The 25364-nt window shown below is 57.7% G+C and carries 22 protein-coding genes; 12 read left to right on the top strand and 10 right to left on the bottom strand.

The features are described 5' to 3' along the window. The 7 genes from SADFL11_RS04385 (at position 1) to SADFL11_RS04415 (ending at position 7714) form a co-directional block, all read left to right on the top strand. Positions 1–1320: a homoserine dehydrogenase gene (locus SADFL11_RS04385; protein ID WP_008196575.1), complete on the top strand. Its 1320-nt coding sequence runs from the start codon at positions 1–3 to the stop codon at positions 1318–1320. Between the two features lie 48 nt (positions 1321–1368). Then, complete coding sequence (gene glpX / locus SADFL11_RS04390) at positions 1369–2364, top strand: class II fructose-bisphosphatase (protein WP_040452098.1); 996 nt, start codon at positions 1369–1371, stop codon at positions 2362–2364. A 10-nt stretch (positions 2365–2374) separates the two neighbouring features. Next, entirely contained in the window at positions 2375–4195 is a 1821-nt protein-coding gene (recJ, locus tag SADFL11_RS04395; RefSeq protein ID WP_008193121.1) for a single-stranded-DNA-specific exonuclease RecJ, read from the top strand. 89 nt (positions 4196–4284) lie between these two features. Beyond that, on the top strand, positions 4285–4476 hold the full coding sequence (locus SADFL11_RS04400; protein WP_008192189.1) for a hypothetical protein: 192 nt from the start codon (positions 4285–4287) through the stop codon (positions 4474–4476). Positions 4477–4559: 83 nt separating this feature from the next. Further along, positions 4560–5450 carry a carbon-nitrogen hydrolase family protein gene (locus tag SADFL11_RS04405; protein ID WP_040452096.1) on the top strand — a complete coding sequence of 297 codons (891 nt, stop codon included), beginning with the start codon at positions 4560–4562 and terminating at the stop codon, positions 5448–5450. 110 nt (positions 5451–5560) lie between these two features. Next, positions 5561–6046 (top strand): NUDIX hydrolase, encoded by a 486-nt coding sequence (locus SADFL11_RS04410; protein ID WP_008188578.1) that lies wholly within the window; start codon positions 5561–5563, stop codon positions 6044–6046. A gap of 153 nt (positions 6047–6199) precedes the next feature. Beyond that, on the top strand, positions 6200–7714 hold the full coding sequence (locus SADFL11_RS04415) for an inorganic phosphate transporter (protein ID WP_008194651.1): 1515 nt from the start codon (positions 6200–6202) through the stop codon (positions 7712–7714). A 26-nt stretch (positions 7715–7740) separates the two neighbouring features. Here SADFL11_RS04415 and SADFL11_RS04420 read toward each other — a convergent pair whose 3' ends face one another. The 6 genes from SADFL11_RS04420 to SADFL11_RS04445 all read right to left on the bottom strand — a co-directional run bounded on the left by SADFL11_RS04420 (position 7741) and on the right by SADFL11_RS04445 (position 15107). Beyond that, positions 7741–8454, bottom strand: coding sequence for an endonuclease/exonuclease/phosphatase family protein (locus tag SADFL11_RS04420; RefSeq protein WP_008196002.1), 714 nt, complete (start codon positions 8452–8454; stop codon positions 7741–7743). A gap of 68 nt (positions 8455–8522) precedes the next feature. After that, on the bottom strand, positions 8523–9884 hold the full coding sequence (locus SADFL11_RS04425; protein ID WP_008193953.1) for an HD-GYP domain-containing protein: 1362 nt from the start codon (positions 9882–9884) through the stop codon (positions 8523–8525). Between the two features lie 81 nt (positions 9885–9965). Next, positions 9966–10541: a sarcosine oxidase subunit gamma gene (locus SADFL11_RS04430; protein WP_008190044.1), complete on the bottom strand. Its 576-nt coding sequence runs from the start codon at positions 10539–10541 to the stop codon at positions 9966–9968. After that, the gene (locus SADFL11_RS04435; protein WP_008195128.1) at positions 10534–13536 is read right to left on the bottom strand and encodes a sarcosine oxidase subunit alpha family protein; all 3003 of its coding nucleotides are present in this window, start codon (positions 13534–13536) and stop codon (positions 10534–10536) included. Before SADFL11_RS04435 ends, SADFL11_RS04430 begins: the two co-directional genes overlap by 8 nt. Beyond that, positions 13533–13838: a sarcosine oxidase subunit delta gene (locus SADFL11_RS04440; RefSeq protein WP_008190152.1), complete on the bottom strand. Its 306-nt coding sequence runs from the start codon at positions 13836–13838 to the stop codon at positions 13533–13535. Before SADFL11_RS04440 ends, SADFL11_RS04435 begins: the two co-directional genes overlap by 4 nt. Positions 13839–13853: 15 nt before the next feature. Beyond that, the gene (locus tag SADFL11_RS04445; protein WP_008192553.1) at positions 13854–15107 is read right to left on the bottom strand and encodes a sarcosine oxidase subunit beta family protein; all 1254 of its coding nucleotides are present in this window, start codon (positions 15105–15107) and stop codon (positions 13854–13856) included. A gap of 399 nt (positions 15108–15506) precedes the next feature. Here SADFL11_RS04445 and SADFL11_RS04450 point away from each other — a divergent pair, with 399 nt between their 5' ends. The 3 genes from SADFL11_RS04450 (at position 15507) to fghA (ending at position 17969) form a co-directional block, all read left to right on the top strand. Continuing rightward, on the top strand, positions 15507–16619 hold the full coding sequence (locus tag SADFL11_RS04450) for an S-(hydroxymethyl)glutathione dehydrogenase/class III alcohol dehydrogenase (RefSeq protein ID WP_008194504.1): 1113 nt from the start codon (positions 15507–15509) through the stop codon (positions 16617–16619). Between the two features lie 61 nt (positions 16620–16680). Beyond that, the gene (locus SADFL11_RS04455) at positions 16681–17112 is read left to right on the top strand and encodes a GNAT family N-acetyltransferase (RefSeq protein ID WP_050776121.1); all 432 of its coding nucleotides are present in this window, start codon (positions 16681–16683) and stop codon (positions 17110–17112) included. A gap of 32 nt (positions 17113–17144) precedes the next feature. After that, on the top strand, positions 17145–17969 hold the full coding sequence (fghA, locus tag SADFL11_RS04460) for an S-formylglutathione hydrolase (RefSeq protein ID WP_040450640.1): 825 nt from the start codon (positions 17145–17147) through the stop codon (positions 17967–17969). A gap of 6 nt (positions 17970–17975) precedes the next feature. Here fghA and SADFL11_RS04465 read toward each other — a convergent pair whose 3' ends face one another. The 4 genes from SADFL11_RS04465 to SADFL11_RS04480 form a co-directional block, all read right to left on the bottom strand. Beyond that, positions 17976–18371: a DUF423 domain-containing protein gene (locus SADFL11_RS04465; protein ID WP_040450639.1), complete on the bottom strand. Its 396-nt coding sequence runs from the start codon at positions 18369–18371 to the stop codon at positions 17976–17978. 128 nt (positions 18372–18499) lie between these two features. After that, positions 18500–20545, bottom strand: coding sequence for a M3 family metallopeptidase (locus SADFL11_RS04470; RefSeq protein ID WP_008195301.1), 2046 nt, complete (start codon positions 20543–20545; stop codon positions 18500–18502). A 97-nt stretch (positions 20546–20642) separates the two neighbouring features. Then, positions 20643–21677, bottom strand: coding sequence for an agmatine deiminase family protein (locus SADFL11_RS04475; protein WP_050775949.1), 1035 nt, complete (start codon positions 21675–21677; stop codon positions 20643–20645). Between the two features lie 92 nt (positions 21678–21769). Further along, positions 21770–22378, bottom strand: coding sequence for a pyridoxamine 5'-phosphate oxidase family protein (locus SADFL11_RS04480; protein ID WP_008189174.1), 609 nt, complete (start codon positions 22376–22378; stop codon positions 21770–21772). Between the two features lie 488 nt (positions 22379–22866). On the opposite strand from SADFL11_RS04480, the gene SADFL11_RS04485 reads away from it, so the two are divergent. Both SADFL11_RS04485 and SADFL11_RS04490 read left to right on the top strand, forming a co-directional pair. Then, positions 22867–24222: a substrate-binding protein gene (locus tag SADFL11_RS04485; protein WP_008193215.1), complete on the top strand. Its 1356-nt coding sequence runs from the start codon at positions 22867–22869 to the stop codon at positions 24220–24222. Between the two features lie 110 nt (positions 24223–24332). Continuing rightward, complete coding sequence (locus SADFL11_RS04490) at positions 24333–25364, top strand: branched-chain amino acid ABC transporter permease (protein ID WP_008195977.1); 1032 nt, start codon at positions 24333–24335, stop codon at positions 25362–25364.

Below are 25364 nucleotides of genomic sequence, written 5' to 3' on the forward strand. Positions count from 1 at the left end.
ATGGCAGACGCATTGAAAATCGGCGTGGCCGGCCTTGGAACGGTCGGTGCGTCCGTGGTGCAACTCCTGGAAAAGCACGCTGGCCAGATCGAACGCAGGACCGGCCGGTCTTTGACGGTTACAGCTGTCAGCGCCCGGAACCGGACCCGGGACCGGGGAATTGATACAAGCGGGTTCACCTGGTTCGATGATCCAGTGACCATGGCCAAGGAAGCTGAGCTCGATATTTTTGTTGAGCTGATTGGCGGAGAAGACGGACCGGCCGAGCAAAGTGTTCGCGCAGCGCTCAGCCGCGGTGTGCATGTTGTAACTGCAAACAAGGCTCTGATTGCCAAATACGGTGTGGATCTCGCACGGGTCGCAGAGGAAAACAACGCCTGCCTCAATTATGAGGCAGCGGTCGCGGGCGGTATTCCGATCGTCAAAACCATGCGCGAGTCTCTTGCGGGCAATGAAGTCAGCCGCGTGTACGGCATCTTGAACGGCACATGCAATTACATCCTGACGCGGATGGAAGCCGAAGGCATCAGTTTCGAGGATTGCCTGGCTGATGCGCAACGTCTTGGCTATGCGGAAGCGGATCCGACCTTCGACATTGAAGGCAACGACACGGCACACAAGCTGGCGATCCTAACAAGCCTTGCCTTTGGCACCGAGATTGATGCCGACAGCATTTTCATGGAAGGCATTACTTCCATTACCACGGCCGATATCCAGGCTGCTGACGAGCTCGGTTTCCGGATCAAGCTGCTTGGTGTTGCGCAGCGCACCGACACTGGGATCGAACAGCGCGTTCACCCGACAATGGTACCGAAATCGTCCGCGATTGCACGGATCGACGGCGTTCTGAACGCTGTTGCCGTCGACGGTGATTACGTCGGTGAGATCGTGCTTGTTGGTCCGGGTGCCGGCGGAAATGCGACAGCGTCTTCGGTGGTCGCCGACATCACAGACATTGCCCGCGGCGATCAAACTCCCGTTCTTGGCATGCCGGCAACAGATCTGGTTCCGTATGAGCGGGCCCGGATGCGCCTTCACGAGGGAGGCTATTACATACGCTTGTCGGTCTACGATCGCCCGGGCGCGTTCGGCGAGATTGCCCGCTGCATGGGCGATGCCGGTATTTCGCTTGAGTCCATCGTTCAAAAACGGGCTGCGGCAGAAGACAGAGACCGCGACAGTGCGGATGCGCCGCAGCCGGTCATCCTGATCACCTATGAAACAACCGAGATCGCCATCAAAGAAGCGCTGGATGTGGTCATGTCGAAAGGCGTGGTCGCAGAACAGCCGCAGATGATCCGGATCGAAAAACTGAAGTAAGTCAAACGTCCCGCGGACGTGCGGAACGGGGGAAAAGCGGAGATGTTGATGTCCAACACAGAACACCAGCCAGCCAGCGGGCTTGACCGTATCCTGACATTGGAACTGGCGCGTGTTGCCGAAAGAGCAGCAGTGTCAGCCGCCCGGTTGCGCGGTCATGGCGACGAAATGGCCGCAGACCAGGCGGCTGTTGATGCGATGCGCCGGGAATTGAACCGCCTCCCGATTGATGGCACGGTGGTGATCGGGGAAGGCGAGCGCGACGAAGCTCCGATGCTCTATATCGGCGAAAATGTCGGCACGAAGCAAGGACCGAAGGTCGACATCGCCTTGGATCCGCTGGAAGGCACCACCATCTGCGCAAAAAATCTGCCGAACTCTTTGGCTGTCATCGCGTTGGCTCCGGAAGGAGATCTTCTGAATGCACCGGACAGCTACATGGACAAGATTGCGATCGGTCCTGGCTATTCGGATGGCCTGATTGATCTGGATGCACCGATTGCAGACAACCTGGCCGCTGTTGCCAAGGAAAAAGGTGTTAAGATCGAAGAAGTCACGGCCTGTGTGCTCGACCGTCCGCGGCATGCTCGCCTGATTGAAGAAATCCGGGCGACCGGTGCAGCGATCCGCCTCATCGGCGACGGCGATGTCGCCGGTGTAATCCACACAACCGATGCGGAAGAGACCGGCATCGACCTTTATGCCGGCATTGGCGGCGCACCGGAAGGTGTTCTCGCTGCTGCGGCCCTGCGCTGTATCGGCGGTCAAATGCAGTCCCGTCTGGTGATCACCCGCGATGAACAAGTCGAGCGCGCGCACCGCATGGGCATCGACGACATCAAGAAGAAGTATACGCTGGAAGAAATGGCTGGTCCGGACGTTTTGTTCGCGGCAACCGGCGTAACCGACGGCAACATGCTGCAGGGGGTCCGGTTCGGTCGTAACCACATCACCACGCACACTGTGGTCATGCGGTCTTCAACCGGCACTGTTCGCTACATCAAGGCCCAGCACACTCAGCTGGAAAAATTCCACCTGGACTAAGTCTGAACGCATGCTGACAGGATTTGGCGAAGACGAAAAAGGGCGCCTCGTACTCGGGGTTGCCCGCTCCGCCAATGACAATGCATGGCGGGAGCGCCTGAGCGCGGCTGAAACACGCGCCGCCATGGCGATCTCGCAGCAGCACGGGCTGCCCGATGTTTTGTCCCGTGTCATGGCAGCGCGTGGTGTTGCCGCTGCGGATGCTTCAGCGTTTCTCGAACCATCCCTCAAGACCTTGATGCCGGACCCGAGCAGTCTCGTCGACATGGACGCGGCCGTCGCTCGCGTGGCCGATGCGGTCCAGACAGGCAAGAAGATAGCGATCTTCGGCGACTACGATGTCGACGGAGCCACCTCGTCCGCGGTATTGGCAAACTATCTCCAGTGGCTGGGTCTCGATCCGGTGATCCACATTCCGGACCGGATCATTGAGGGGTACGGACCAAATGGACCTGCAATTGAAAACCTTCAGGCGGGCGGTGCGGAACTGCTGATCACGCTGGATTGCGGCAGCACCTCTTTCGAAGCCTTTGAAACGGCCAAAAAACTCAATCTCGATGTTGTCGTGATCGATCATCACCAGGTCGGTGAAACGCTGCCGGAGGTCCGTGCGCTTGTGAACCCGAACCGGCAGGATGATCTGTCGGGGCAGGGGCATTTGGCGGCCGTTGGGGTCACGTTCCTGTTTATTGTCGGCCTGAACCGCGAGTTGCGTCAGCGGGGCGCTTTCAGCGGACGTCAAGCGCCGGATCTGATGGCGCTGCTGGACTTGGTGGCACTCGGCACGGTGTGCGATGTGGTGCCGCTCCAGGGCTTGAACCGCGCTTATGTAACGCGTGGGTTGGCAGTCATGCATCAGCGCCAGAACCATGGCCTAACAGCGCTGTCCGATACCGCACGGGTGAGCGGAAAACCAGCTCCCTATCATCTTGGGTTCCTCATCGGTCCGCGGATCAATGCCGGCGGCCGGATTGGTGATGCGGCTCTGGGCGCACGGCTTTTGACCACAGCAGATCCGCATGAAGCCCGCGCAATTGCAGAGCGTCTTGATCAGCTGAACACCGAGCGTCAGGCGATGGAAGCCGTGATGCTTGAACAGGCGGGAGCCGAGGCCGCGATAGCAATCGAGCATCGGGACCCAGCCGTTCTATTGACGGGATCCAACGATTGGCACCCGGGAATTGTCGGCCTGATCGCGTCGCGGCTCAAGGAAGCACATCGCCGGCCGGCGTTTGCAATCGCTTATGATGAAACCGGTAAGGGGACTGGGTCTGGACGGTCGATCAACGGCGTCGATCTCGGCAAGGCTGTCCGAAAGGCTGTCGATGACGGGCTTTTGGAAAAGGGCGGCGGACATGCCATGGCGGCAGGGTTGACGGTCCGCCAGGAAAAGGCTGCCGATCTGGAAGCCTTCTTCAACGACGTCCTAAAAGATGATGTTGAAGCTGCAACGGCGCACCGGGAATTGAAGATCGACGCAGCACTGACTGCAACGGGCGCAAACCTCGACCTGATGAATATGCTGGAAAAGGCAGGCCCTTACGGCGCGGGTCATTCCGAGCCGGTGTTTGCGTTTCCCGCGCACCGGATCTCCTTTGCCGATGTCGTGGGCAAGGGCCATGTTCGGGCGACACTTGCAGCCGGTGACGGCACTGCCCTCAAGGGGATTTGCTTCAAGGCAGAGGACAAGCCGCACGGTCAGATGCTACTGGAAGGCCGCGGTCGCAACCTTCATGTTGCGGGTACACTATCCATTGATACCTGGCAGGGCACGCCGAAAGTTCAGTTGCGCATTCTGGACGTCGCTGACCCGCAAAAGACCAGGCTCTGAACTTTCAGCCCGGTTATCTTCTGTAATTAACCTCCCTCTAACACCCTTGCCGTAGCGTTCATTTCACGAAGGAATCGTGAGGGTTGAGTATGCGTACTCAGAATGAGTTGGCACCGTATTTCCGCGAGATCGACCGGCGGACAGACCGGGCTCTTAAAGGAGTTCGCGAAGTTAGAAAATCCGCAAAGTTGCGGGCACTCCCCGCCGAACCCAAGCCGTGGTTCATCAATACGGGTTTTCTGGTTCTTCTGACGTTTTTTGTCGCCTTGTTCGCGAGCTGAACCAAACCGACCATCATCGGCCTTGAACTGATACGCAAGGTCCAGCTATGTCGGCTGCCTGGTACTCAAATGGGGCGGGCAGCATGACCGAATATCCAATTTCACTTTGGTCCTTCAATCTCGGCAGAGCGCCCAAATCTGTGGCCGCGCTCGCTGGCATGATTGCGGAGGGGCTCGAAACAGCGACGTCGGAAGGCGCGAAGCTTCTCGTCCTGCCGGAATATCTCGCCGAGACATGCCTTGCCTTCAAACCGGAAGGTTTGCGGCCAGACCAGGAAATGGGCTTCCTGGCAGATGTTGGTGAAGATCTGTTTCCGCTGCTGTCCGAATTGCCGCAAAAGACAGGCGTTTCATTGTTGGCCGGGACATGGCCGGTGAAAACGCCACGCGGGATCACAAATACAGCGGTGCTGCTGACCGCTGATCGCCGCGAAATCCGGCAGGATAAGTTGAGCCTCACACCCTTTGAGCAGGAAGAAGACATCTGGCATCTGGTGCCTGGAACAGAATTGAAGGTGTTTGAGCTGGATGGTCTGAAGATGGCCATCCTGATCTGCCTGGACGTTGAAATGCCGGCGCTGAGCAGTCTTCTTGCCAAGGAAAAGGTCGACCTGATCCTCGTACCGTCTATGACGGAGAAACTGTCCGGTTATCACCGGGTCTTCGGCTGCGCGAAGGCGCGGGCCGTCGAGCTGATGTGCGCGGTTGCCGCGTGTGGTGTTGTCGGAAAGGCGGAAGGTACGACGCAGAACGACACCAATGTTTCAGGCGCGGCGCTCTATGTGCCGTGTGAAGAAGAGCTTGAATTTGAAGGAGTTGGCGCTGAACTCCAGCCGACAGGGGGCGTCGGCGGTGAAGAATTGTTTCTCACCACGTCCGTTCCGGTCGGCGTGATTCGAGCATTGCGGGACGGCGGAGCAGAGGTTTGGCCGGGTGCTTGGACGGCCGAAAACGTAACTCTTTTAAAAATGTGACACTAATTGCGTAGTAATAATGCGCATATGTGCACAATGTGCGTTTTTTGACTGGACGGCCAAGAAACGTCCCTATATAAGCCGTGCATCTTCACCACTCTGGGATTGTTATGGCTTTTGCCCCAACGATATCGGCGTTCGACGCCTCGTGGCTGCGCGGTCTTTCTGGTTTGTTTGTCAAACCGGCCCGCTTGCAGATCGCGGCGTTATGCTGTCGGAAAGGTGAACGAGAGCCAGAGATCCTTCTCGTGTCGACGCGGGACACTGGCCGGCTGATTTTGCCGAAGGGATGGCCCGAAGCGGACATGCCGGCCTTCGAGACGGCTCTGCTCGAAGCCTACGAAGAGGCGGGTGTGATCGGCAAGGCAGATCGGCGGCCTCTGGGCAGTTTCCGGTCCTACAAGGGGCTTGCAAGTGGCTTGAAACTGCGCACCAAGGTGCTCGTTTTCAAGGTTGAATTTGAAAGCCAAGTCGACAATTTTCCTGAGCTGGGGCAACGCAAGCGCATTTGGATGACCGTTTCGGAGGCCATCGAAAAGGCTGATGAGCCGGCTTTGCGGCGCTTCTTGAAACGGCATCGCAACCAGCTTTTCTAATCGATCTGTCAGAATGTTTCAGCGGTCTGTGACACGTCTGCGTCGCAAGGCTGTTGCAAGGCTGCTGGCATATTCAGTTTACTCCGGTGCGGTACGGTCCTGAAGGTCCTCGTGCGACAGGTAGCCGGTAAGCGGATCTGAAAGACGGATATTGTGCGTTCGGGGCAAGACCTGACACCAAAGGCACTCGACAAGGATCTCGACCGGGTCGGGTTTCTTGGCGATGCTACAGAAGCGATGGGCCGGCGCTTGATTGCGCCCGGGCTTGCGATCTGCTTTTTGGCGGTCTGCGCAATCCTCGCGTCCTTGCAATTTGCTGCGTCCGATGTATCCAATGTTCTGATCCTGGTCACCGGTGCAACGGTCGGCGGCTATCTCGCCATCACTATCGGTGCCAATGACGTCGCCAACAATGTTGGTCCGGCTGTCGGCGCGCGGGTGGTCAGCATTACAACGGCGCTGATTATCGCTGCGATTTGCGAGAGCGCAGGAGCGTTGTTGGCCGGTGGTGACGTGGTGAACACAATTTCGACCGAGATCATCGCGCCAGATGACATCCCTGAAAACTTCCGTTTCATGAAAGCAATGCTGACCGCCATGGCGGCGGCGGCGATCTGGATCAACATCGCGACACTCGTTGGCGCTCCAGTCTCCACGACCCATACGATTATTGGGGGCGTGGTGGGCGCAGGCGTTGCGGCCAGCAGCTTTGCTGCGATCAACTGGTCAACGCTTGGGGTCATAGCCGCCACCTGGGTTGCATCGCCTTTCCTTGGAGGAATTGTTGCTGCGCTGCTCCTGGCCTTTATCAATGCCAAGGTCATCTACACGGACGACAAGCTTTCCGCGGCGCGCTTCTGGTTGCCGATCCTATTGGGCGGATTGGCGGCAACCTTCACCGCCTACATGACCCACAAAGGTCTTCATCGGCTGATCGTTTTGCCGTTTATCCCGGCAACTCTTGCGCCAATTGTTGTCGGGGCTGTCGTCTGGGCCATTTATCGGCGCGTGGTTGCCAGCCAGGCCTTGTTCCTCGACAATCGAACACAGTCTTTGCGGTCTCTCTTCGCGATCCCATTGATTTGTTCAGCTGCTCTGCTGTCGTTTGCGCATGGCGCGAACGACGTTGCAAACGCAATCGGGCCTCTAGCGGCGATCGTCAACAGCCAGTCCGACGAGATCAACGATCTACATTATTGGATTCTTGGCCAGCTCAACCCGGTTGCACCTCTCTGGGTGAGTGCTGTCGGAGCCTTTGGCATTTCAGCCGGACTGTTGCTTTTTGGCCGCCGTCTGGTGACGGTTGTCGGCAAAAGGATCACCAAGCTGAACCCGATCCGGGCGTTCTGCGTCACGTTGGCAACGTCCGGAACCGTGCTGACAGCATCCGGGCTTGGGCTGCCGGTTTCGTCCACCCATATCGCGGTTGGTACCATTTTTGGCGTTGGCCTGTTCCGTGAGTGGTACAGAAACCGGTTTGTCCCGCAGAAGGTGAATGGCAAACGTCATCAGCCGATCCGTAATCGCGAAGAGCGCCGCCGCAGGCTTCTGGTGCGCCGGACAAATCTGGTCACTATCATTGGTGCCTGGATTGTCACGGTCCCCGCGTGCGCTCTTCTGTCAGCGGGTCTCTTTCATGTGTTCGATTATCTGCTGGGCGCACAATAAGACTGTGCCATTCGGCTCCTTCCGCTTCAAGCAAGGTGGCCTGCTGGCTCAAGGGCCAGCTCTGCCCAAACGGGAAGATGATCTGACGCGATCCGCGCTGTCTTTGATTTGTGAACCCCTGCCTTTTGAACGGTAAATTCCGGACTGGTGATAATCCGATCCAGACTGCCGACGGGCAGGGGGCTTGGAAAGCTCCGGCCGGGTGTTGTGACTTCGTAGCGTTTTTCCAAAAGGCGGATGCTTTTGGCATCATCGCGCCATTCGTTCAGGTCGCCAATCAAAATGGTCGGCAGGTAATCCAGGCCCTCGTGAAGCTGATGCATAAGCGAGGAAATCTGTTTCTTTCGGAAATGACCGATCAGGCTGAGGTGCATGGCGGCGACCCGGATCTTCTGATCCTCCACTTCCAAATCCACGGTCACGGCACCCCGTGGCTCCAGCGTCGGCAATTCAATGCGCCTGTGATCCAGAATTTCAATGCCTTGCCGGACCAATATAGCATTCCCATGCCAGCCGAGGCTGTGTTCGCCAACCGCAAAGGGCACGGGTCGGAAATTTGTCTGCGCAAGAATATGATCGCGATTGAGAGTGCTCTCGCGAGGTCCGAAGCGTTTGTCGGCTTCCTGCAAGGCGATCACGTCGCATTGCAGCTCACCAATGACCTTCAAGGTCCGGTCTGGCCGCCGCCGCGCATCGACACCGATCGATTTTTGGATGTTGTAGGAGCCGATCTTCAGCATTGGGCGGAGTTTGGTGACCCTTGCAATTTCGTTATATCTGAGGACATCAAGCGCCCCTTGTAGCGGAATTATGCCGCCTTGTATCCGTCCATGCGCTGTGTGGCGCGTTTCAGTGCTTCAAAACATGTCGCGTCCAGAGAAGACCCGACATCACTTTCCAGGATACCGAGCGCTTTTGCGAGCGGCATGGCAGCCCGGTAAGGTCGCTCCGCCGTCAGAGCATCGAAGATATCTGCCATTGTGACGATGCGCGTCTCCATAGAGATCCGGCTTGCGGTCAATCCGTCCGGATATCCACGGCCATCGAGTTTTTCATGGTGACCGCGCCCGATGGGCGCAAGATCCTTGAAAGCATCCATACGCCGGAGAATCTCGTCGGTGAAGACAGGATGAAGGCGGATCGCTTGCCATTCCAGATCATCAAGCTTGCCAGGCTTGTCGAGGATGGAGTTGCTGACACCGAGCTTGCCGATGTCGTGCAGCAAGGCAGCGCGTCTCAAGAGTTGCCGGTCCCGGGCGCTGTACCCCAGTTCTTCCGCAATCATGTCGCTGTAAAGCGTGACCCGCTCGCTGTGCCCCGCCGTGTAGGGGCTCTTGGAGTCAATGACCTGCGCGAACCCGAGGGCGATGTCGTCCAGTTGATCGTCGTCGGTGAAGCGGACGTTTTGGGCCGGTTCCAGTCCGTACACCGTCGTCTCCAGATCATCCGATTGCAGCGTTTCCCAAAAACCTGTCTCTGAAGCGGCTGTTTCAGCGGCTGCGACCAAAGCCGGATCAAACCAGGATCCGCTGCGCTCTCTAATTTCTATAAGCGCGCTGTCTTTGCCCGCGTTGATCTGGAACACGTCGATGACCTGCGCCAACAAAGCGATCTGTGAGAACAGCGGTATGTCAGCTTGTTTCAGCCCATTCGGACGCCCCTGGCCGTTCCAGTGCTCATCGAGGCTGTAAATCGCGTCAACGACCGGCTGTGAAAAATGCATCTGGCGGGCAATGTCCGCGCCGCGCTGGCAACGGGTCTCTATCATCTCCGTCGCAATATCGCCGCCGTTCTGTAAAATGTTGACGATCGCACGGACCCGTTCGGCAAAACCGTGTTTCAGGCCGGTATGCGACAGCACAAAGCGAAGGGCAGCTGGAAGGCTGGTCCCAATGGTCTTGAAATCGTGCTTGAACGTCAAGTCATCCGTCAGATAAAGCTCGCATATCCGGGCGGCGTTGCTGGAGCATCCGAGATCTTTCAAGAGCAGCGTATAATAGAGATCGCTGAGTTCTGCTTCCGGCAGACCGATTTGCCGCCCGATGTGGATGCCGATCCAGCAACAGCGGACACAATGACCACGAGGTTGGCCCTCGGTGATGTCGAGGGCATGACTAAGTGCTCCGAACAGCTCGGCCAGACGGATCTTGCTGGTATTCTCAGATGGCAAAAGAAACGACCCCTACGCTCGAGTTTGCGCAAGGGTCGCTGAAGAACCTTAAGATGCGGTTGTTGAAGACGCTGGCTGTGGTCAGGCCGCGGCCAACTCCTCGGCGCTTTCAACAAGGATGCCGGCAACATAGTCCATGAAAGAGATCCACGCCTCGACCACGAATGTGTCTTCGCCGGTGCGCCAGATCATGACCGGAGACTTGTGGAAGATCGTCCGGGTGACCGTGCCAACCGGGAATTTTTCCAGCGAGAAATCGATGAAAATCCCGGTGTTGAGCAACCAGCTGGCCTTTGGACCTGAAACGATCAGGGCTTCTGAGCGGTGCGAAATGTCGGTGAGGGAGTGCGGCTGACCGTCCAGCTTGTCCTCAATCCCGTCAAATACCGCCTGAAGCTCGTCTTCCGGCGCCAACAGCGTCCATTCGTCCGGCCCCATCCAGAGCGCTACCCGTTTTGCCGAGGTTTCCGCACCGAGCGGAGTGACCGGCAGTTTTGCGCCGAAAGCTTCGCCAGCTGCCGGAATGGCAGCTTCGCGCAGCCGAAGCGAAAGACGCGTCATCGGCGCTGCCTTCAGTATTGAGACATCCGGAAGGCTGAGGAGCGGGGTCTTACCGGCATCCGGCGTGATGACGTCACTGGCAAGAAGATCAGACATTGAGCCGCGCTCCTTCCTTGTCAAAGAATATTGGGCTGGTCACTTCCACCTCGATGCCGCCGTCCGGCATGGGAACATAAAGCGACTTGCCATGAAGGGCATGGCCGTTTTTCACAATCGCCAGGGCGATCGTCCGGCCCATGGCGGGACTGTAGTAAGATGAAGTCACATGACCTTCTGCAGGCGTTCCGGTGGCCGGGTTCTGCTCGACAGTGATCTGTGCGCCTTCCTCCAGCTTGACCTTCGGATCCTTGGTCAGGAGGCCGACAAACTGCTTGCGGTTTTCGGCGACAAGATCCGGGCGTTCCAGGCCGCGTTTGCCGACGAAGTCGTGCTTTTTCTTGCCGATGGCCCAGCTCATACCGGCGTCCTGAGGGGTGACAGTGCCGTCGGTGTCCTGACCGACGATAATGTACCCCTTTTCAGCGCGCAGGACGTGCATAGTCTCAGTGCCATATGCCGTGCCGTTGTGCTTTTCGATTTCACCGGCGAGCGTTTCCCACATCATCTTGCCATGGCGGCGCGGGACATTGATTTCGAACCCGAGTTCGCCGGTAAAGGAGATGCGGAACAAGCGGCACGGCACGCCGCAGAAGGTGCCTTCCTTGACACTCATGTGCGGGAACGCGTCCGCGGACAGGTCGATGCCTTCGATGAACGGGGCAATGACCTCACGTGCCTTCGGTCCCTGGACCGCTGCCACGGCGTATTGCTCGGTGGTAGAGGTGATCCAGACGTCGAGGTCCGGCCATTCGGTCTGCAGGTAGTCTTCCATCGTAGCAAAGACGCTCGGCGCACCGCCGGTGGTCGTGGTCACATGGAAGCGGTCGTCAGCCAGGCGGCCGATGACACCGTCGTCGACGATGAAGCCGGCATCGTTCAGCAAGAGACCGTAGCGGCAGCGGCCCGGGGCCAGCTTCTTCCACGGATTGGTGTAAATCCGCTCCAGAAACTCGGCTGCATCCGGCCCAACAACTTCGATCTTGCCGAGGGTTGAGGCATCGAACAGGCCAACGCTTTCACGTACAGTCGCGCATTCTCTGGCGACGGCTGCGTGCATGTCCTCGCCCGATTTCGGGAAATACCACGTCCGTTTCCATTGGCCGACGTCTTCGTAGACACCGCCATTGGCCACGACCCAGTCGTGAGACGGGGTCTTGCGGACCGGATCGAAATGATCACCGCGGGCAACGCCTGCGAACAAGCCGAACGTGGTTGGCGTATAAGGCAGACGGAAGGTCGTGAGACCCACATCCATGATCGGCTTTTCCAGAGCACCAGATGCAATGGAGAGCGCATTCATGTTGGAAAGACGCCCCTGGTCGGTCGCCATGCCGGTCGTCGTGTAGCGCTTTATGTGCTCGATCGACTGCATGCCTTCGCGCGCGGCGAGTTTGATGTCTTTGGCCGTGACGTCGTTCTGGTAGTCGACAAACGCTTTCACGCGTGAGGCATTGCGGTCATGGGGCAGGGCACCGAGAACAGCGCCTTGGCCGGCTTCCCCACCGGAGGCTGCAGCATAAGTGACCTTTGCTTCCTTGCCGATCGCGGCTTTTGCCGCTGCTTCACCAGCAGCATAGCCGTCCTCAAGTGTTGCCTGAAGGCCGTAGAGACCTTTAGCGGCCCCAGCCGAGCGCTCGTTCTGAACCGATTTTCCAGGCACGTAAGCGCCAAAGGTCTCTTCCCAGACAACCTTGCCGCGAGACTGTGAGTAAAGGCTCACGGTCGGCGTCCAGCCGCCCGACATCAGGATTGCATCGCACGCGACCTGACCGGCACTTGCGACCTGGCCGGAGGTCATCAAACGGCCGAGCAGGGCGGCCTTGACCCGTTTGCGCCCAAGAGTTCCAGTGACGACACAACCAGCCTCGACCCGAATGCCACGGGCCTGTGCGATGGCCACCAGGTTTTCCGGCGGAGTTTCGCGCAAATCGGCAATGGCAACGACGTCCACGCCGTGATCTGCGAGGTCGAAAGCCGCCTGCCAAGCGGTATCACAGGCGGTCGCGACAAGCACCTTGTTGCCGACCTTGACACCATACCGGTTGAGATAGGTCCGGCCCGCATCGGCGAGCAAGATGCCCGGACGGTCGTTTTCCGGAAAGACCATCGGGCGTTCGATTGCGCCGGAGGCAATCACCACTTCCTTGGCCCGGACTTGCCAAAGGCGTTCGCGCGGCAGCTTCGGATCCGGGTCGCTGAGATGCTCGGTCACACGCTCGGCAAGAGCCATGTAGTTGTGCGCGAAGTAGCCGAATGCCGTCGTTCGTGAAAGGAGCGTGACATTGTCCATGCCCTGCAATTTCAAGATTGTATCCCGCACCCAGTCGGCTGGGGATTTGCCGTCGATTGTTGCGTTTTCGTCCGACAGAAGCGAGCCGCCAAATTCAGCCTGCTCATCACACAGAATGACTTTTGCGCCGGTTTCAGCCGCCGCAACTGCAGCAGCGAGCCCGGCGGGGCCGGACCCTGCCACAAGAACATCGCAATGCGCGTAGATATTGCCGTAGGTGTCGTGATCCGGGTTCTTCGGCGGTTTGCCAAGACCGGCCGCAGCACGGATGACCGGTTCATAGACGCGGTCCCAGAACGCTTTCGGCCACATGAAAGTCTTGTAGTAGAAGCCTGCCGGAAACAGTGGTGACAACAGATCGTTGACCGCGCCGACATCAAAGCCGAGCGACGGGAAACGGTTCTGTGAGATCGCCTCAAGGCCTTGATAGACTTCGACCTGGGTTGCCCGCAGGTTCGGGGTTTGATCGCCCTTGCGATAGACGCCGACCAGTGCGTTCGGCTCTTCGGAGCCGGCTGTCACGATACCGCGCGGACGGTGGTACTTGAAGGACCGCCCGACCAGGTGAACACCGTTTGCCAGCAGTGCCGAGGCAAGGGTATCGCCCTTGTGGCCCTGCATCTCCTCCCCGTCGAAGGTGAAGGTCAGCTGTTCGCCGCGGTCGATCCGGCCGCCTTTTTCAGTACGGAATGGCTGGCTCATTTGCCGGCCTCCTTGGCCAATTCGTCAAGATCCGGCATTGGTTCGCCGGCCTTGTAAAACTTCAGGAAGTCGTCGCTCACCGTGTGGCGGACGGCGTTGAAGAACCGGCCACAACCATGGATGTGGCGCCAGCGCTCGGCGTAAACACCCTTGGTGTTGTCGCGCATGTAGAGATACTCAACCCAACCCTCATCGGTCACTTCCGCAGGGTCGGAGGGGCGGGCAATGTGCGCCTGGCCGCGGCAGGAAAACTCGGTTTCCGGACGCTCGACCTGGCAGTAAGGGCAGTAAACCAACAACATGTCTGTATTCTCCCCTTAGTGTGCCACGGCGGCGGCGGCCGCTTCGTCGATCAGACGGCCGGTCTTGAACCGGTCGATGGTGAAAGGTGCATTGATCGGGTGCGGCTCGTCCTTGGCAATCGTATGTGCAAAGACGTGTCCGGATCCCGGAGTTGCCTTGAAACCGCCCGTGCCCCAGCCGCAGTTGACGTAAAGACCCTGGACCGGTGTTTTGGACAGGATTGGTGAGCGATCCGGGGTTACGTCCACGATGCCACCCCAGTTGCGCAACATGCGCATGCGCCGGAAATGCGGGAACAATTCGCAGATGGCGTCAATGGTATGGTTGGAAATGTGGATACCGCCCGTCTGGCTGTAGGAGATGAACTGGTCCGTTCCTGCACCAATCACCAGCTCGCCCTTGTCGGACTGGGAGATGTAGGCATGGATCGTGTTTGACATCACAACGCACGGGAAGGCAGGCTTCACCGGTTCGGAGACCAAGGCCTGCAAGGGATAAGATTCCAGAGGCATCCGGACACCGGCCATATCCATGACGGTCGTGGTGTTGCCTGCGGCTACAACGCCGACCTTCTTGGCCTTGATGAAACCCTTGGCCGTTTCAACGCCTTCAACAGCGCCGTCAGCGCCGCGCTTGATGCCGGTGACGAGGCAATTCTGGATGATGTCGACACCCATATCGTCAGCACCGCGCGCATACCCCCAGGCCACCGCATCGTGACGGGCTGTTCCGCCAACGCGCTGCAGCGCTGCACCCATCACCGGGTAGCGGATGTTCTTGGAGATGTTCAGCGGCGGGCAATATTCCTTGGCCTGTTCCGGCGTCAGCCATTCGTTTTGAACGCCGGCCAGACGGTTGGCGTGAATGTGGCGCTGCGCGACCTGAACGTCGTGCACCGTGTGGGCCAGCATCATGACGCCGCGCGCGGAGTACATGACGTTGTAGTTCAGCTCCTGCGACAGGCCGTCCCACAAATCAATGGCGTGATTATAGAGCGCTGCGCTTTCTTCCCAAAGGTAGTTGGAGCGCACGATGGTGGTGTTCCGGCCCGTGTTGCCGCCACCCAGCCAGCCCTTTTCAAGAACAGCGACGTTGCGCACGCCGTGTTCCTTGGCAAGGTAATAGGCGGTAGCAAGACCATGGCCACCGGCACCGATGATGACCACGTCATACTCGGCTTTGGGCTCCGGCGCGCGCCATTGGCGGCCCCAGTTTTGGTGCGCGGAAAAGGCATTTTTCGCCAGTTCCAGGAAGGAATAACGCTTCATAAAGAGCGGCTCCGCACGTTTTGGACCATAGCTGCCTTTCGAATTGGAAAGACGGTTGCGGCCCGGTCCTTGTGTTCATGTCCAATGGGCACGGGCGATTGCCGATCGGCAACCTGTGTCCGTTGGTGCGCATATTCGCGATTGCATGCCCCTCTGCATATCAGGTTTCGGTCGCTTGTTGGTCTGAAAGCGACATATTCACCGGCACGTGTTTTCCGCAGGATTAGACGCGCACAAAACAAGCGAAAAACTCGAGCATTCTGGCCAAATTCTAGTTCTGCGGGATGGAAGCAGAGGTATTAGAATGCGCATTTCCGACATTGCATGTCGTCCCGGTTCTTGCAAATGATCGCGCTCGGAGTAACTGTGCGGGTCAATAGCATTTAGGGAGATCGTCAAATGCAAGTTCGTGCAGCCGTGGCAGTGGGCGCCGGCAAGCCCCTCGAAGTTACCACAGTTAACCTGGAAGGCCCGCGGGCTTTTGAGGTTCTGGTGGAGGTCAAGGCAACCGGCATCTGCCATACGGATGAGTTCACCTTGTCCGGTGCTGATCCGGAAGGTCTCTTTCCGGCGATTCTCGGTCACGAGGGTGCCGGTGTTGTTGTCGAGGTGGGCAAGGGCGTCACGACGTTGAAGCCGGGTGACCATGTGATCCCGCTTTACACCCCGGAATGCCGGACGTGCGAATACTGTCTCAACCCGAAAACAAATCTTTGCCAGGCGATCCGGTCCACACAAGGCCAGGGTCTTATGCCGGACGGTTCGTCCCGGTTCTCCACGCTCGATGGCGACCCGATCCTGCACTACATGGGGACATCCACCTTCGCGAATTACACCGTTGTTCCGGAGATCGCGCTGGCGAAAATCAACCCGGACGCACCGTTCGACAAGGTTTGCTACATCGGCTGCGGCGTGACCACGGGCATCGGTGCCGTGATCAATACGGCCAAGGTCGAGATTGGGTCGCGCGCGATTGTTTTTGGGCTTGGCGGTATTGGTCTCAATGTCATTCAGGGACTGCGGCTTGCAGGTGCGGACCAGATCGTCGGCGTTGACCTGAACCCGGCCAAGAAGGAAATGGCCGAACGCTTCGGCATGACCGACTTCGTCAATCCGTCCGAGGTGGAGGAAGACCTGGTTCCGTATCTGGTGAACCTCACCAAGGGCGGTGCGGACTACACCTTCGATGCGACCGGAAACGTCAATGTCATGCGGACCGCGCTGGAATCGGCCCACAAGGGCTGGGGTGAGTCGATCATCATTGGTGTGGCGCCTGCCGGTGCCGAGATTGCCACGCGTCCGTTCCAGCTGGTCACCGGACGGGTCTGGAAAGGTACGGCGTTCGGTGGCGCACGCGGACGCACGGACGTACCGCAGATCGTTGACTGGTACATGGACGGCAAGATCGAAATCGATCCGATGATCACGCACACCATGCCGCTTGAGGACATCAACAAGGGCTTTGATCTGATGCATAAAGGCGAGTCGATCCGCTCAGTGGTGCTCTACTAAACCAGTGACGGATCTCATTGTCAGATCCGCCCGTGCGGAAGATGGGGACGGCATCTGGGATATGCTGCAGCCCGTCTTCGCAGCCGGTGAAACCTACACGGTCGATCCCGATATCGACCGTGCCGGTGCGCTTGCCTATTGGACGGGCGGCAAAAAGGTCTCTGTGGTTGAACGGGACGGTGAGCTTCTGGGCACCTACTACATCGTTCGAAACCAGAAGGGCGGTGGCTCACATGTTTGCAATTGCGGGTTTGTCACCGCTGCCGCCGCGCAAGGGTTGGGCGTTGCCAGACTGATGCTGGAACATTCGCTCGAGACTGCAAGGACGGACGGGTTTCGGGCGATGCAGTTCAACTTTGTCGTCTCGACAAATACGCGTGCAGTAGAGATCTGGCAGCGATACGGATTTGATATCGTTGGCCGGTTGCCAGAGGCCTTTCATCATCCGCGCGACGGGTATGTCGATGCGCTTGTCATGTACCGGAAGCTTTGACGGTCCTGACGCTAATCCCTTATGGAGTTTCCATGAAAACCCTTTCTGAAAACAAGTGTTTTGGCGGCGTTCAGGGCGTCTACAGCCATGAGAGCACGGCGACCGGCGGCGAGATGACGTTTGCGGTCTATATTCCGCCTCAAGCGAAAAAGGGGCCAGTTCCATGTCTCTGGTACCTGTCCGGGCTGACCTGTACCCATGAAAACGCCATGACCAAGGCAGGTCTTCAGGCCCATGCCGCGGAATTTGGCCTTGCGATCGTCTTTCCGGACACCAGTCCGCGCGGCGAGGGTGTTGCCAACGACGAGGCCTATGATCTCGGCCAGGGGGCCGGTTTTTACGTCAACGCGACCCAAGCCCCCTGGGCACCGCATTTCCAGATGGAAACCTATATTGCAACCGAGCTGCGTGATCTTGTGCAGGCACAGTTCCCGGTGTCGATCCACCACGGTATTACCGGGCACTCAATGGGTGGCCACGGTGCGCTGACCCTGGCGATGAAATACCCGAGCCAGTACCGGTCCTTGTCGGCCTTCTCACCGATCGCAAACCCGAGCCAGTCCGACTGGGGACGCAAGCAACTCGGCGCCTATTTCGGGGGCGATGAGAGCCTTTGGACGGCGCATGATGCTGTGTGCCTCTTGAAGGAAAAAGGCTGGGTTGAGGACATTCTCGTTGATCAAGGCGCGGATGATCAGTTCTACGATCTGCTCAAGCCCGAGGCGCTTGCCGCGGCACTTGCTGAGACCAAGACGGCCCACAGCTTCCGCCTTCAGTCGGGCTACGATCATTCCTACTACTTCGTCTCGACCTTTGCCCGCGACCATGTCGCCTGGCATGCGGCGCGTTTGAAATAGGTTCGGCTATCTCGGGTTTATTCGGATCGCACTGAGAGCCAGTGCGATCCAGCTTGCGATCGTCAGCATCCCACCAGCCGGGGCCGCCATCGGAAACAGGCGTATGCCGATTGTGGCGCGCGCGATTAGGTCGCCGCTGAACAGGGCGATGCCGGCCGCCATAAGAGCAAAGGCAACCGGCAAAAACGGAACACGCCGGATCTGCGCGACTATTCCCATTCCCAGAAAGATGGGTGCGTGGAAGAGCAGCATGTGTGCTGCGGTCTTCATCAGACCGGTCGTATCCGCATGCGCCGACAGAGCTAAAAACGCGACGCCCGAAGCCCCGCTCAAACCGCTAACGACGATGGCAAGACGGAGAAGTCTGGAGGTGGTGTCGGACTTAGTGGGCGAGGTCTGCATACTCAGAAACTCGTTGGTTGGACAACCGGTTGCATGAAGTTAATAGGTCGGATCTGCCGACCCGGTCTTGCGCCGGGCTCAAAAAATCATGGTCCCGGCGCGAGGGCCGGGACTGCATGTTTCGCGATTTAGGCTGCGGCGAGGCCGCGGCCTTCCAGGAGGGCGTCGATTTTCGGGGCGCGGCCGCGGAACGCGACATAGGCGTCTTCCGGATCCGGTCGACCGCCAGCGGAATAGATGTTGGTCAGGAGCTTGTCCGCTGTGTCCTTGTCGAAGATGTCACCGGCTTCCTTGAAAGCTCCGAAGGCATCTGCATCCATCACTTCCGACCACATGTAGCTATAATATCCGGATGAATAGCCGTCGCCGGAAAACACATGCTGAAAGTGCGGGATGCGATGGCGCATGGTGATCGCTTTCGGCATGCCGATTTTTGCAAGTTCCGTCTTTTCAAACGCGACCGGATCAAAGCTCGACGGATCGTCCAGCAAATGAAGCTCCAGATCGAGAAGGGCGCAGGCCGTATATTCCACGGTTGCGAAACCTTGATTGAAGTTCGCGGCTGCAAGCAATTTGTCGAGCAACGCTTTTGGCATCGGTTTGCCGGTTTTGTAGTGAACGGCAAACCTGGAGAGAACTTCAGGTTCGGACAGCCAGTGTTCGTAAAGCTGGGACGGCAGCTCGACAAAGTCGCGGGCGACAGAAGTTCCAGAGATCATCGGATAGGTAACATTGGACAAAAGCCCATGCAGTCCGTGTCCAAACTCATGGAAGAGGGTGCGCGCATCATCAAAGGTCAGAAGCGTGGCTTCACCCGATGCGCCCTTTGAGAAGTTCATGACATTGACGATGATCGGCGTTTCACCGCCGTTCAGCTTGTGCTGAGAGCGGAAGGCACTCATCCATGCGCCGGAGCGTTTGGACGGTCGTGCGAAGTAGTCGCCTAGGAACAGACCCGCATGTTTGCCATCTGCGTTCAGCATTTCGAAGACGCGCACATCCGGATGGTAGACGGGCACGTCCTTGAGTTCCTGGAAAGTGACACCGAAGAGGCGAGTTGCCGTGTCAAATGCCGCTTCGATCATCTTGTCGAGCTGCAGATAGGGCTTCAATTCGGCTTCATCGAGATCATGCTCCGCCTTGCGGACCTTCTCTGAATAGTACCGCCAGTCCCATGCCTCGATCTCATGGTTTTCACCCAGGCTCTGAGCCATTTCACCCAGTTTTTCCGCTTCCTCATTCGCGCGGACAACAGCCGGCGTCCAGACTTTGGTCAAGAGATCGCGCACGTTTTCCGGTGTCTTGGCCATCGTGTCGTCCAGCTTGAAGGCGGCGAAGCTGTCAAAACCCAAAAGCCTGGCTCTTACCGCACGCAGTTCAAGAGTGTTCTTGATAATCGCGCGGTTGTCCGTGTCGCCGCCGTTCTCACCGCGGGCAGACCATGCCTTGAACGCTTCTTCGCGCAGCCGCCGGTTGGTGGAGAACTGCAGGAACGGTTCGATCGACGAACGGGAGAGGGTGATGACATGCTTGCCGTCATGACCCCGCTCCTTGGCGGCTTCGGCTGCAGCTGCAATCAGAAAGTCCGGCAGTCCGGCGCGGTCTTCCTCGGTTTCCAGAACCAGCTGGTACTCGGATTCATCCTTCAGAACGTTTTGCGAAAAGGAGGTGCCAAGTGTTGCAAGCTTTTGCGAGAGATCGGCCATGCGAGCCTTGTCATCTGCCGCAAGTCCGGCTCCGGCACGCTGGAACATCTTGTAGTAACGTTCCAGAACCTTGGCATCTTCCGGGTTCAGCCCAAGGGAGTCTTTTTCACTCCAAAGCGCGGCGATCCGGTTGTAAAGCTTTGCGTTGAGCAGCGTGTCTGAGCTGTGCTTGGCAAGCTTTGGAGCAAGATCGCGTTCGATCTTCTGCAGGGCTTCGTTGGTGTGGGCGCCGCTCAAATTGAAAAAGGTCCGTGCAACTTTGGACAGAGCCTTTCCCGATGTTTCCAGCGCGACAACCGTGTTCTCGAACGTCGCCGGTGCTGCCTGATCCGCGATTGCATCAATTTCGGCACGGGCCTCGGCCATTGAAACCTCGAAAGCCTCTTCGAAGTGGCTCGGCACGATCTCGGAGAAAGGTGGGAGCTCGAAAGGTGTGGTCCAGTAGGTCAGCAACGGATTGGCGGTCATGAAAATCCTCAAAAGGGTTCGAAAACGACTGCACTCAGATATGGCGCAAGCTGATCGTCCTTTAAAGAGGCTGTTCCTTTATTCCACTTTGTCGAGCTTAAACCCGTGGCTGCTGTTGTGTCGCACAGTGGATGCCGCCACCGGTCTCGCCGAGCCCGTCGACATTGAGGGCGACAACTTCGCGGTCCGGATAAAGCCGCTGCAATGTTCTCTGCAGCTCGCCATCGGTGTCCTTATCGCCAAATTCGGCACACACAACAGCGTCATTCAGAACATAATAGTTGGCGTAAGACGCCAGGAAATCATCGGACGTCACTCTGATGCGGCCGGGTGAGGGCACTTCGGTGATCTTCAAGTGACGTCCTTCCGCATCCGTCGACGACTTGAGGATAGCGAGCGTCTTCCTGGCGGAGACAGAAAAGATGTCATCGTCTTCCGGGTACGGAACTTGAATGAGAACCTCGCCTGGGCGGACAAAGCGTGCGAGGGCGTCGATATGATCATCTGTAATATCATGACCGGCAACACCCGGTGCCCAGATCATCTTGTCCGCTCCATAGGCCCTGAGCAGCCGGTCTTCAATTTCGGCGCGTGAGAGATCGTTGCGGTTTGGATTGACCCAGCAGCTTTCGTGGGCAAGCAGGGTGCCATGGCCGTCCCACTCCACACCGCCCGGTTCACCGGTCAACCCGCTGGGATAAACAGTCAGGCCCATACGCTCAGCGACACGCGACACGATCTGACCGTCGTTGTCATGGAATTGTTTTTCGCCCCAGCCGTTGAATTTCTTCCCCGAGACAACAAGGCCGCCTTGATCATTAACTGCAAACAGTGGTCCTGCATCCCGGCACCAGAGATCATCAGTCGGGATATCCCATAAATCGACGGACTGGGAGAGACGCTTGCGGGCGTTTGCATGGTGCTCAGCACCGGCCAACATGACAACGGGTTCAAACTCGGCAATGGTGTTTGCGATCTCTGCGATCGTCTGCTGCAGGTCCTCAAGAAACCATCGGTCCGGATGAACGGTGCGGTTCACCGGCCACTGCATGAACGTGCGCTCGTGCGGGTCGTCCTCTGCCGGAACGAAGTAGCCCTCGGGCAAGCCAGTCGTTGACGCTTGAGCTGACATCAAAAATCCTGTTCCCGAGTTCTTTGTCGCCAGAGCTGCTGTTACAGCCCATGCGCCTTTTAGAAAACGCCGCCGAGATGGGCCCAATTTCATCACCACATGGATCCTTTTGCCCGTTGCAACCAGTCCGCATCATAGGTCGAGCCGTCGAAACTGTCCTTTATTTCCTGCATGATTTGACCTGGGGTCGGGAGGTCGCCTTTGGCAATTTGGCTCTCCGTGTTCCATAGATCTGCGCGCATTAAGGCTCGTGCGCACTGGAAGTAAGCTTCCTCAATTGTGATCTCGATGACGGACCGGGGCTCTTTGCCCTCCATGACAAAAGACGCGAGCTGAGCCGGATCAACTGAGATCACCGCATGTCCATTGATACGCAAAACATTGTTCCAGCCCGGGATCATAAACATCAGCGAGACGCGCGGATCTCGGATGATATTGCGCAGAGAATCAATCCGGTTGTTTCCGCGCCGATCCGGCATGAGCAATGTGCGTGGGTCCTTGATTCGAACGACCGGCCCGGCGTCTCCGCGCGGGGAACAATCAAGACCTTCTGGTCCCACCGTTGAGAGCGTGCAAAAGCAGGATTTCTCGACGATTTGACGGTAGGCGCTGGTCAGGTGATCAGTCACCTTTATGAGCGATGCTTCGCCGACTGGTCCGTAGTGTTTTTCAAGCTCATCGATGGTTTTAAGAACGGTCATAAAAAATCTCTTGTGGTTGTTTCCATGAGAACAATTTCAGCACCTGCCTTGTTTATGTGCAGACTTCAGCTCTGACCAACACTTGGCGCCCTGTCCGTGCGTGATGATCTTATATGACTTTTGTCTAATGGCCTGTGCGAACTGGTGCTCTCCTGCATTACGTAAAGGTCATAGTGCGCTGCAACAAGAAAAATAAAGGAATCGATATCAACCATAGCGCTTTGTTTGTATGCACTGCGACATGAACGATTCGTCATGAGAAGTATTTAGCCAGTGTTACTTCAAAAGTATTAGACGCCAAAAAGTCGGGCGCGCCAATAGTCGTATTGCTGACTGGAGCGCATCGTTTCTACAGTCTCGCCAGCTTGCAGTTTTTGACGTGGTGGAGCCGGGTTTCCGGACGGGGAACAGGTCTGAACTGCTTGCCGCTGTACAGCGATTGCAGGCGCGCTCAAGGTGGGCCCGCCATGCCTTTCTGGGAGGAAAGTATGAGCTTAATTTACAAACCCCTTAACCGCCGTTCGATTCTGCGCGCCGGCGCGCTCGGCGGCACGGCTCTTGCCATGCCGACGGTATTCACCAGCCGCGCATGGTCGCAGGGCTACTTGAATGAGCCGACCGGCTCGACAGTCACTCTCGGCTTCAACGTCCCGCAGACTGGTCCGTACGCGGAAGAAGGGGCTGACGAACTGCGCGCTTACGAACTTGCTGTTGAACACCTGAATGGTGAAGGCGACGGCGGAATGATGGGGACCTTCTCGTCGAAAGCTCTGAAGGGCAACGGTATTCTCGGCAAGAAAGTCGAGTATGTCACCGGTGACACTCAGACCAAGTCTGATGCTGCCCGCGCATCCGCAAAGTCCATGATTGAAAAAGACGGCGCCATCATGATCACCGGCGGTTCGTCCTCCGGCGTGGCCGTAGCTGTGCAGGCACTGTGCCAGGAAGCCGGCGTGATCTTCATGGCGGGTCTGACCCACTCCAATGACACTACCGGTAAGGACAAGCGCGCCAACGGTTTCCGTCACTTCTTCAACTCGTATATGTCCGGCGCGGCTCTTGCTCCGGTGTTGAAGAATGCTTACGGCGATGACCGCAAGGCCTATCACCTGACTGCGGACTACAACTGGGGTTACACCACAGAACAGGCCGTTAAAGAGTCCACCGAGGCGCTTGGTTGGGAAACTGTCGAGACCGTCAAGACACCGCTCGCGGCAACTGACTTCTCCGCATACATCACACCGGTTCTGCAGTCCGATGCCGACGTTCTCGTTCTGAACCACTACGGCGGTAACATGGTGAACTCTCTCACCAACGCCGTTCAGTTCGGCCTGCGCGACAAAGTTGTCAACGGCAAGAACTTCGAAATCATCGTTCCGCTCTACTCCCGCCTGATGGCGAAGGGTGCTGGTGCGAACGTTAAAGGCATCTTCGGCTCCACCAACTGGCACTGGTCGCTTCAGGACGAAGGCTCCAAGGCCTTTGTGAAGTCCTTCGGTCAGAAGTACGGCTTCCCGCCGAGCCAGGCAGCGCACACCACTTACGTTCAGGCGCTTCTGTATGCGGATGCCTGTGAGCGGGCTGGCACTTTCAACCCGTGTGGCGTTGTTGAAGCTCTTGAAGGCTTTGAGTTCGACGGTCTCGGCAACGGTAAGACGTTGTATCGCGCTGAAGATCACCAGTGCTTTAAAGATGTTCTGGTTGTGAAGGGTAAAGAAAACCCGACATCCGACTTCGACCTTCTTGAAATCGTCGAAGTGACCCCGGCATCTCAGGTTACCTATGCGCCGGATCACCCGCAGTTTGCCGGTGGTGCATTGGGTACCTGTAATCCAGGCGCTTAATCCGATTCAAATGAACTGGCAGGGCAGATCGTCTGCCCTGCCGGTGTTTTCCTTGTAATTTAGCGCGGTTGGGGGCTGCCGCCACGCGCTGTTGATCCGAGCTGAGAGCGATGGACGCGATACTTCTTCAAATCTTGAACGGTCTGGACAAGGGGTCCGCATATGCGCTGATCGCCCTTGGGCTGACCCTCATCTTCGGCACATTGGGCGTGGTCAACTTCGCCCACGGCGCGTTGTTTATGATCGGGGCCTTTTGCGCGGTCACACTGAACCGTTTGCTGTCCGTGTCGTTCACCACCATCGACGATACCCGGACCGACTTCCTCGGGAACCCGCTGAAGGTTGAAACGCCTTATGTGGAAGCCTGGTTTGGCCCGGAGATGGGAGGCGCGATCATTGATTGGTCGGTGCCCCTCGCGATCCTGTTCTCAATTCCGATCATGGCGTTGGTTGGCCTGTTCATGGAACGCGGCCTGATCAAGTATTTCTACAAGCGACCTCATGCTGATCAGATCCTTGTGACATTCGGTCTTGCGATCGTGCTTCAGGAAATCATCAAGTATTTCTATGGTGCAAACCCGATACCGACACCAGCTCCCGAAGTCTTTGCCGGCAGCTTCGACTTTGGCGCCCTGATCGGTATGGATCCCAATATCATCATCTATCCGTACTGGCGGATCGTCTATTTCCTGTTTGCAACGGTCATCATCGGAGGGGTCTTCGCCTTCCTTCAATTCACGACCTTCGGCATGGTTGTTCGGGCCGGCATGGCCGACCGGCAAACGGTCGGGTTGCTCGGAATTGATATCGACCGGCGCTTCACCGTCATGTTTGCCCTTGCCGCGATCGTGGCAGGCCTTGCAGGCGTGATGTACGCCCCCATCAATTCGCCCAACTATCATATGGGAATGGACTTCCTGGTCCTCAGCTTCGTTGTGGTGGTTGTCGGCGGCATGGGCTCGTTACCGGGCGCGGTCGCAGCCGGTTTCCTTCTCGGTATCCTGGAGAGCTTTGCGTCTATGGCACAGGTCGTGGCCCTGCTTCCGGGCATCAATCAGATCATCATCTATCTCGTTGCGATTGTGATCCTTCTCACCCGTCCTCGGGGACTGTTGGGCCGCAAGGGCGTAATGGAGAGCTAA

The organism is Roseibium alexandrii DFL-11 (assembly GCF_000158095.2).
Classification (GTDB): domain Bacteria; phylum Pseudomonadota; class Alphaproteobacteria; order Rhizobiales; family Stappiaceae; genus Roseibium; species Roseibium alexandrii.

Bases quoted from the DNA above. Each gene is read 5' to 3' on its own strand.
- SADFL11_RS04385 (WP_008196575.1), top strand. From the start codon at position 1: ATGGCAGACGCATTGAAAATCGGCGTGGCCGGCCTTGGAACGGTCGGT.
- glpX (WP_040452098.1), top strand. From the start codon at position 1,369: ATGTCCAACACAGAACACCAGCCAGCCAGCGGGCTTGACCGTATCCTG.
- recJ (WP_008193121.1), top strand. From the start codon at position 2,375: ATGCTGACAGGATTTGGCGAAGACGAAAAAGGGCGCCTCGTACTCGGG.
- SADFL11_RS04400 (WP_008192189.1), top strand. From the start codon at position 4,285: ATGCGTACTCAGAATGAGTTGGCACCGTATTTCCGCGAGATCGACCGG.
- SADFL11_RS04405 (WP_040452096.1), top strand. From the start codon at position 4,560: ATGACCGAATATCCAATTTCACTTTGGTCCTTCAATCTCGGCAGAGCG.
- SADFL11_RS04410 (WP_008188578.1), top strand. From the start codon at position 5,561: ATGGCTTTTGCCCCAACGATATCGGCGTTCGACGCCTCGTGGCTGCGC.
- SADFL11_RS04420 (WP_008196002.1), bottom strand. From the start codon at position 8,454: ATGCTGAAGATCGGCTCCTACAACATCCAAAAATCGATCGGTGTCGAT.
- SADFL11_RS04430 (WP_008190044.1), bottom strand. From the start codon at position 10,541: ATGTCTGATCTTCTTGCCAGTGACGTCATCACGCCGGATGCCGGTAAG.
- SADFL11_RS04435 (WP_008195128.1), bottom strand. From the start codon at position 13,536: ATGAGCCAGCCATTCCGTACTGAAAAAGGCGGCCGGATCGACCGCGGC.
- SADFL11_RS04440 (WP_008190152.1), bottom strand. From the start codon at position 13,838: ATGTTGTTGGTTTACTGCCCTTACTGCCAGGTCGAGCGTCCGGAAACC.
- SADFL11_RS04445 (WP_008192553.1), bottom strand. From the start codon at position 15,107: ATGAAGCGTTATTCCTTCCTGGAACTGGCGAAAAATGCCTTTTCCGCG.
- SADFL11_RS04450 (WP_008194504.1), top strand. From the start codon at position 15,507: ATGCAAGTTCGTGCAGCCGTGGCAGTGGGCGCCGGCAAGCCCCTCGAA.
- SADFL11_RS04455 (WP_050776121.1), top strand. From the start codon at position 16,681: ATGCTGCAGCCCGTCTTCGCAGCCGGTGAAACCTACACGGTCGATCCC.
- fghA (WP_040450640.1), top strand. From the start codon at position 17,145: ATGAAAACCCTTTCTGAAAACAAGTGTTTTGGCGGCGTTCAGGGCGTC.
- SADFL11_RS04465 (WP_040450639.1), bottom strand. From the start codon at position 18,371: ATGCAGACCTCGCCCACTAAGTCCGACACCACCTCCAGACTTCTCCGT.
- SADFL11_RS04470 (WP_008195301.1), bottom strand. From the start codon at position 20,545: ATGACCGCCAATCCGTTGCTGACCTACTGGACCACACCTTTCGAGCTC.
- SADFL11_RS04475 (WP_050775949.1), bottom strand. From the start codon at position 21,677: ATGTCAGCTCAAGCGTCAACGACTGGCTTGCCCGAGGGCTACTTCGTT.
- SADFL11_RS04480 (WP_008189174.1), bottom strand. From the start codon at position 22,378: ATGACCGTTCTTAAAACCATCGATGAGCTTGAAAAACACTACGGACCA.
- SADFL11_RS04485 (WP_008193215.1), top strand. From the start codon at position 22,867: ATGAGCTTAATTTACAAACCCCTTAACCGCCGTTCGATTCTGCGCGCC.
- SADFL11_RS04490 (WP_008195977.1), top strand. From the start codon at position 24,333: ATGGACGCGATACTTCTTCAAATCTTGAACGGTCTGGACAAGGGGTCC.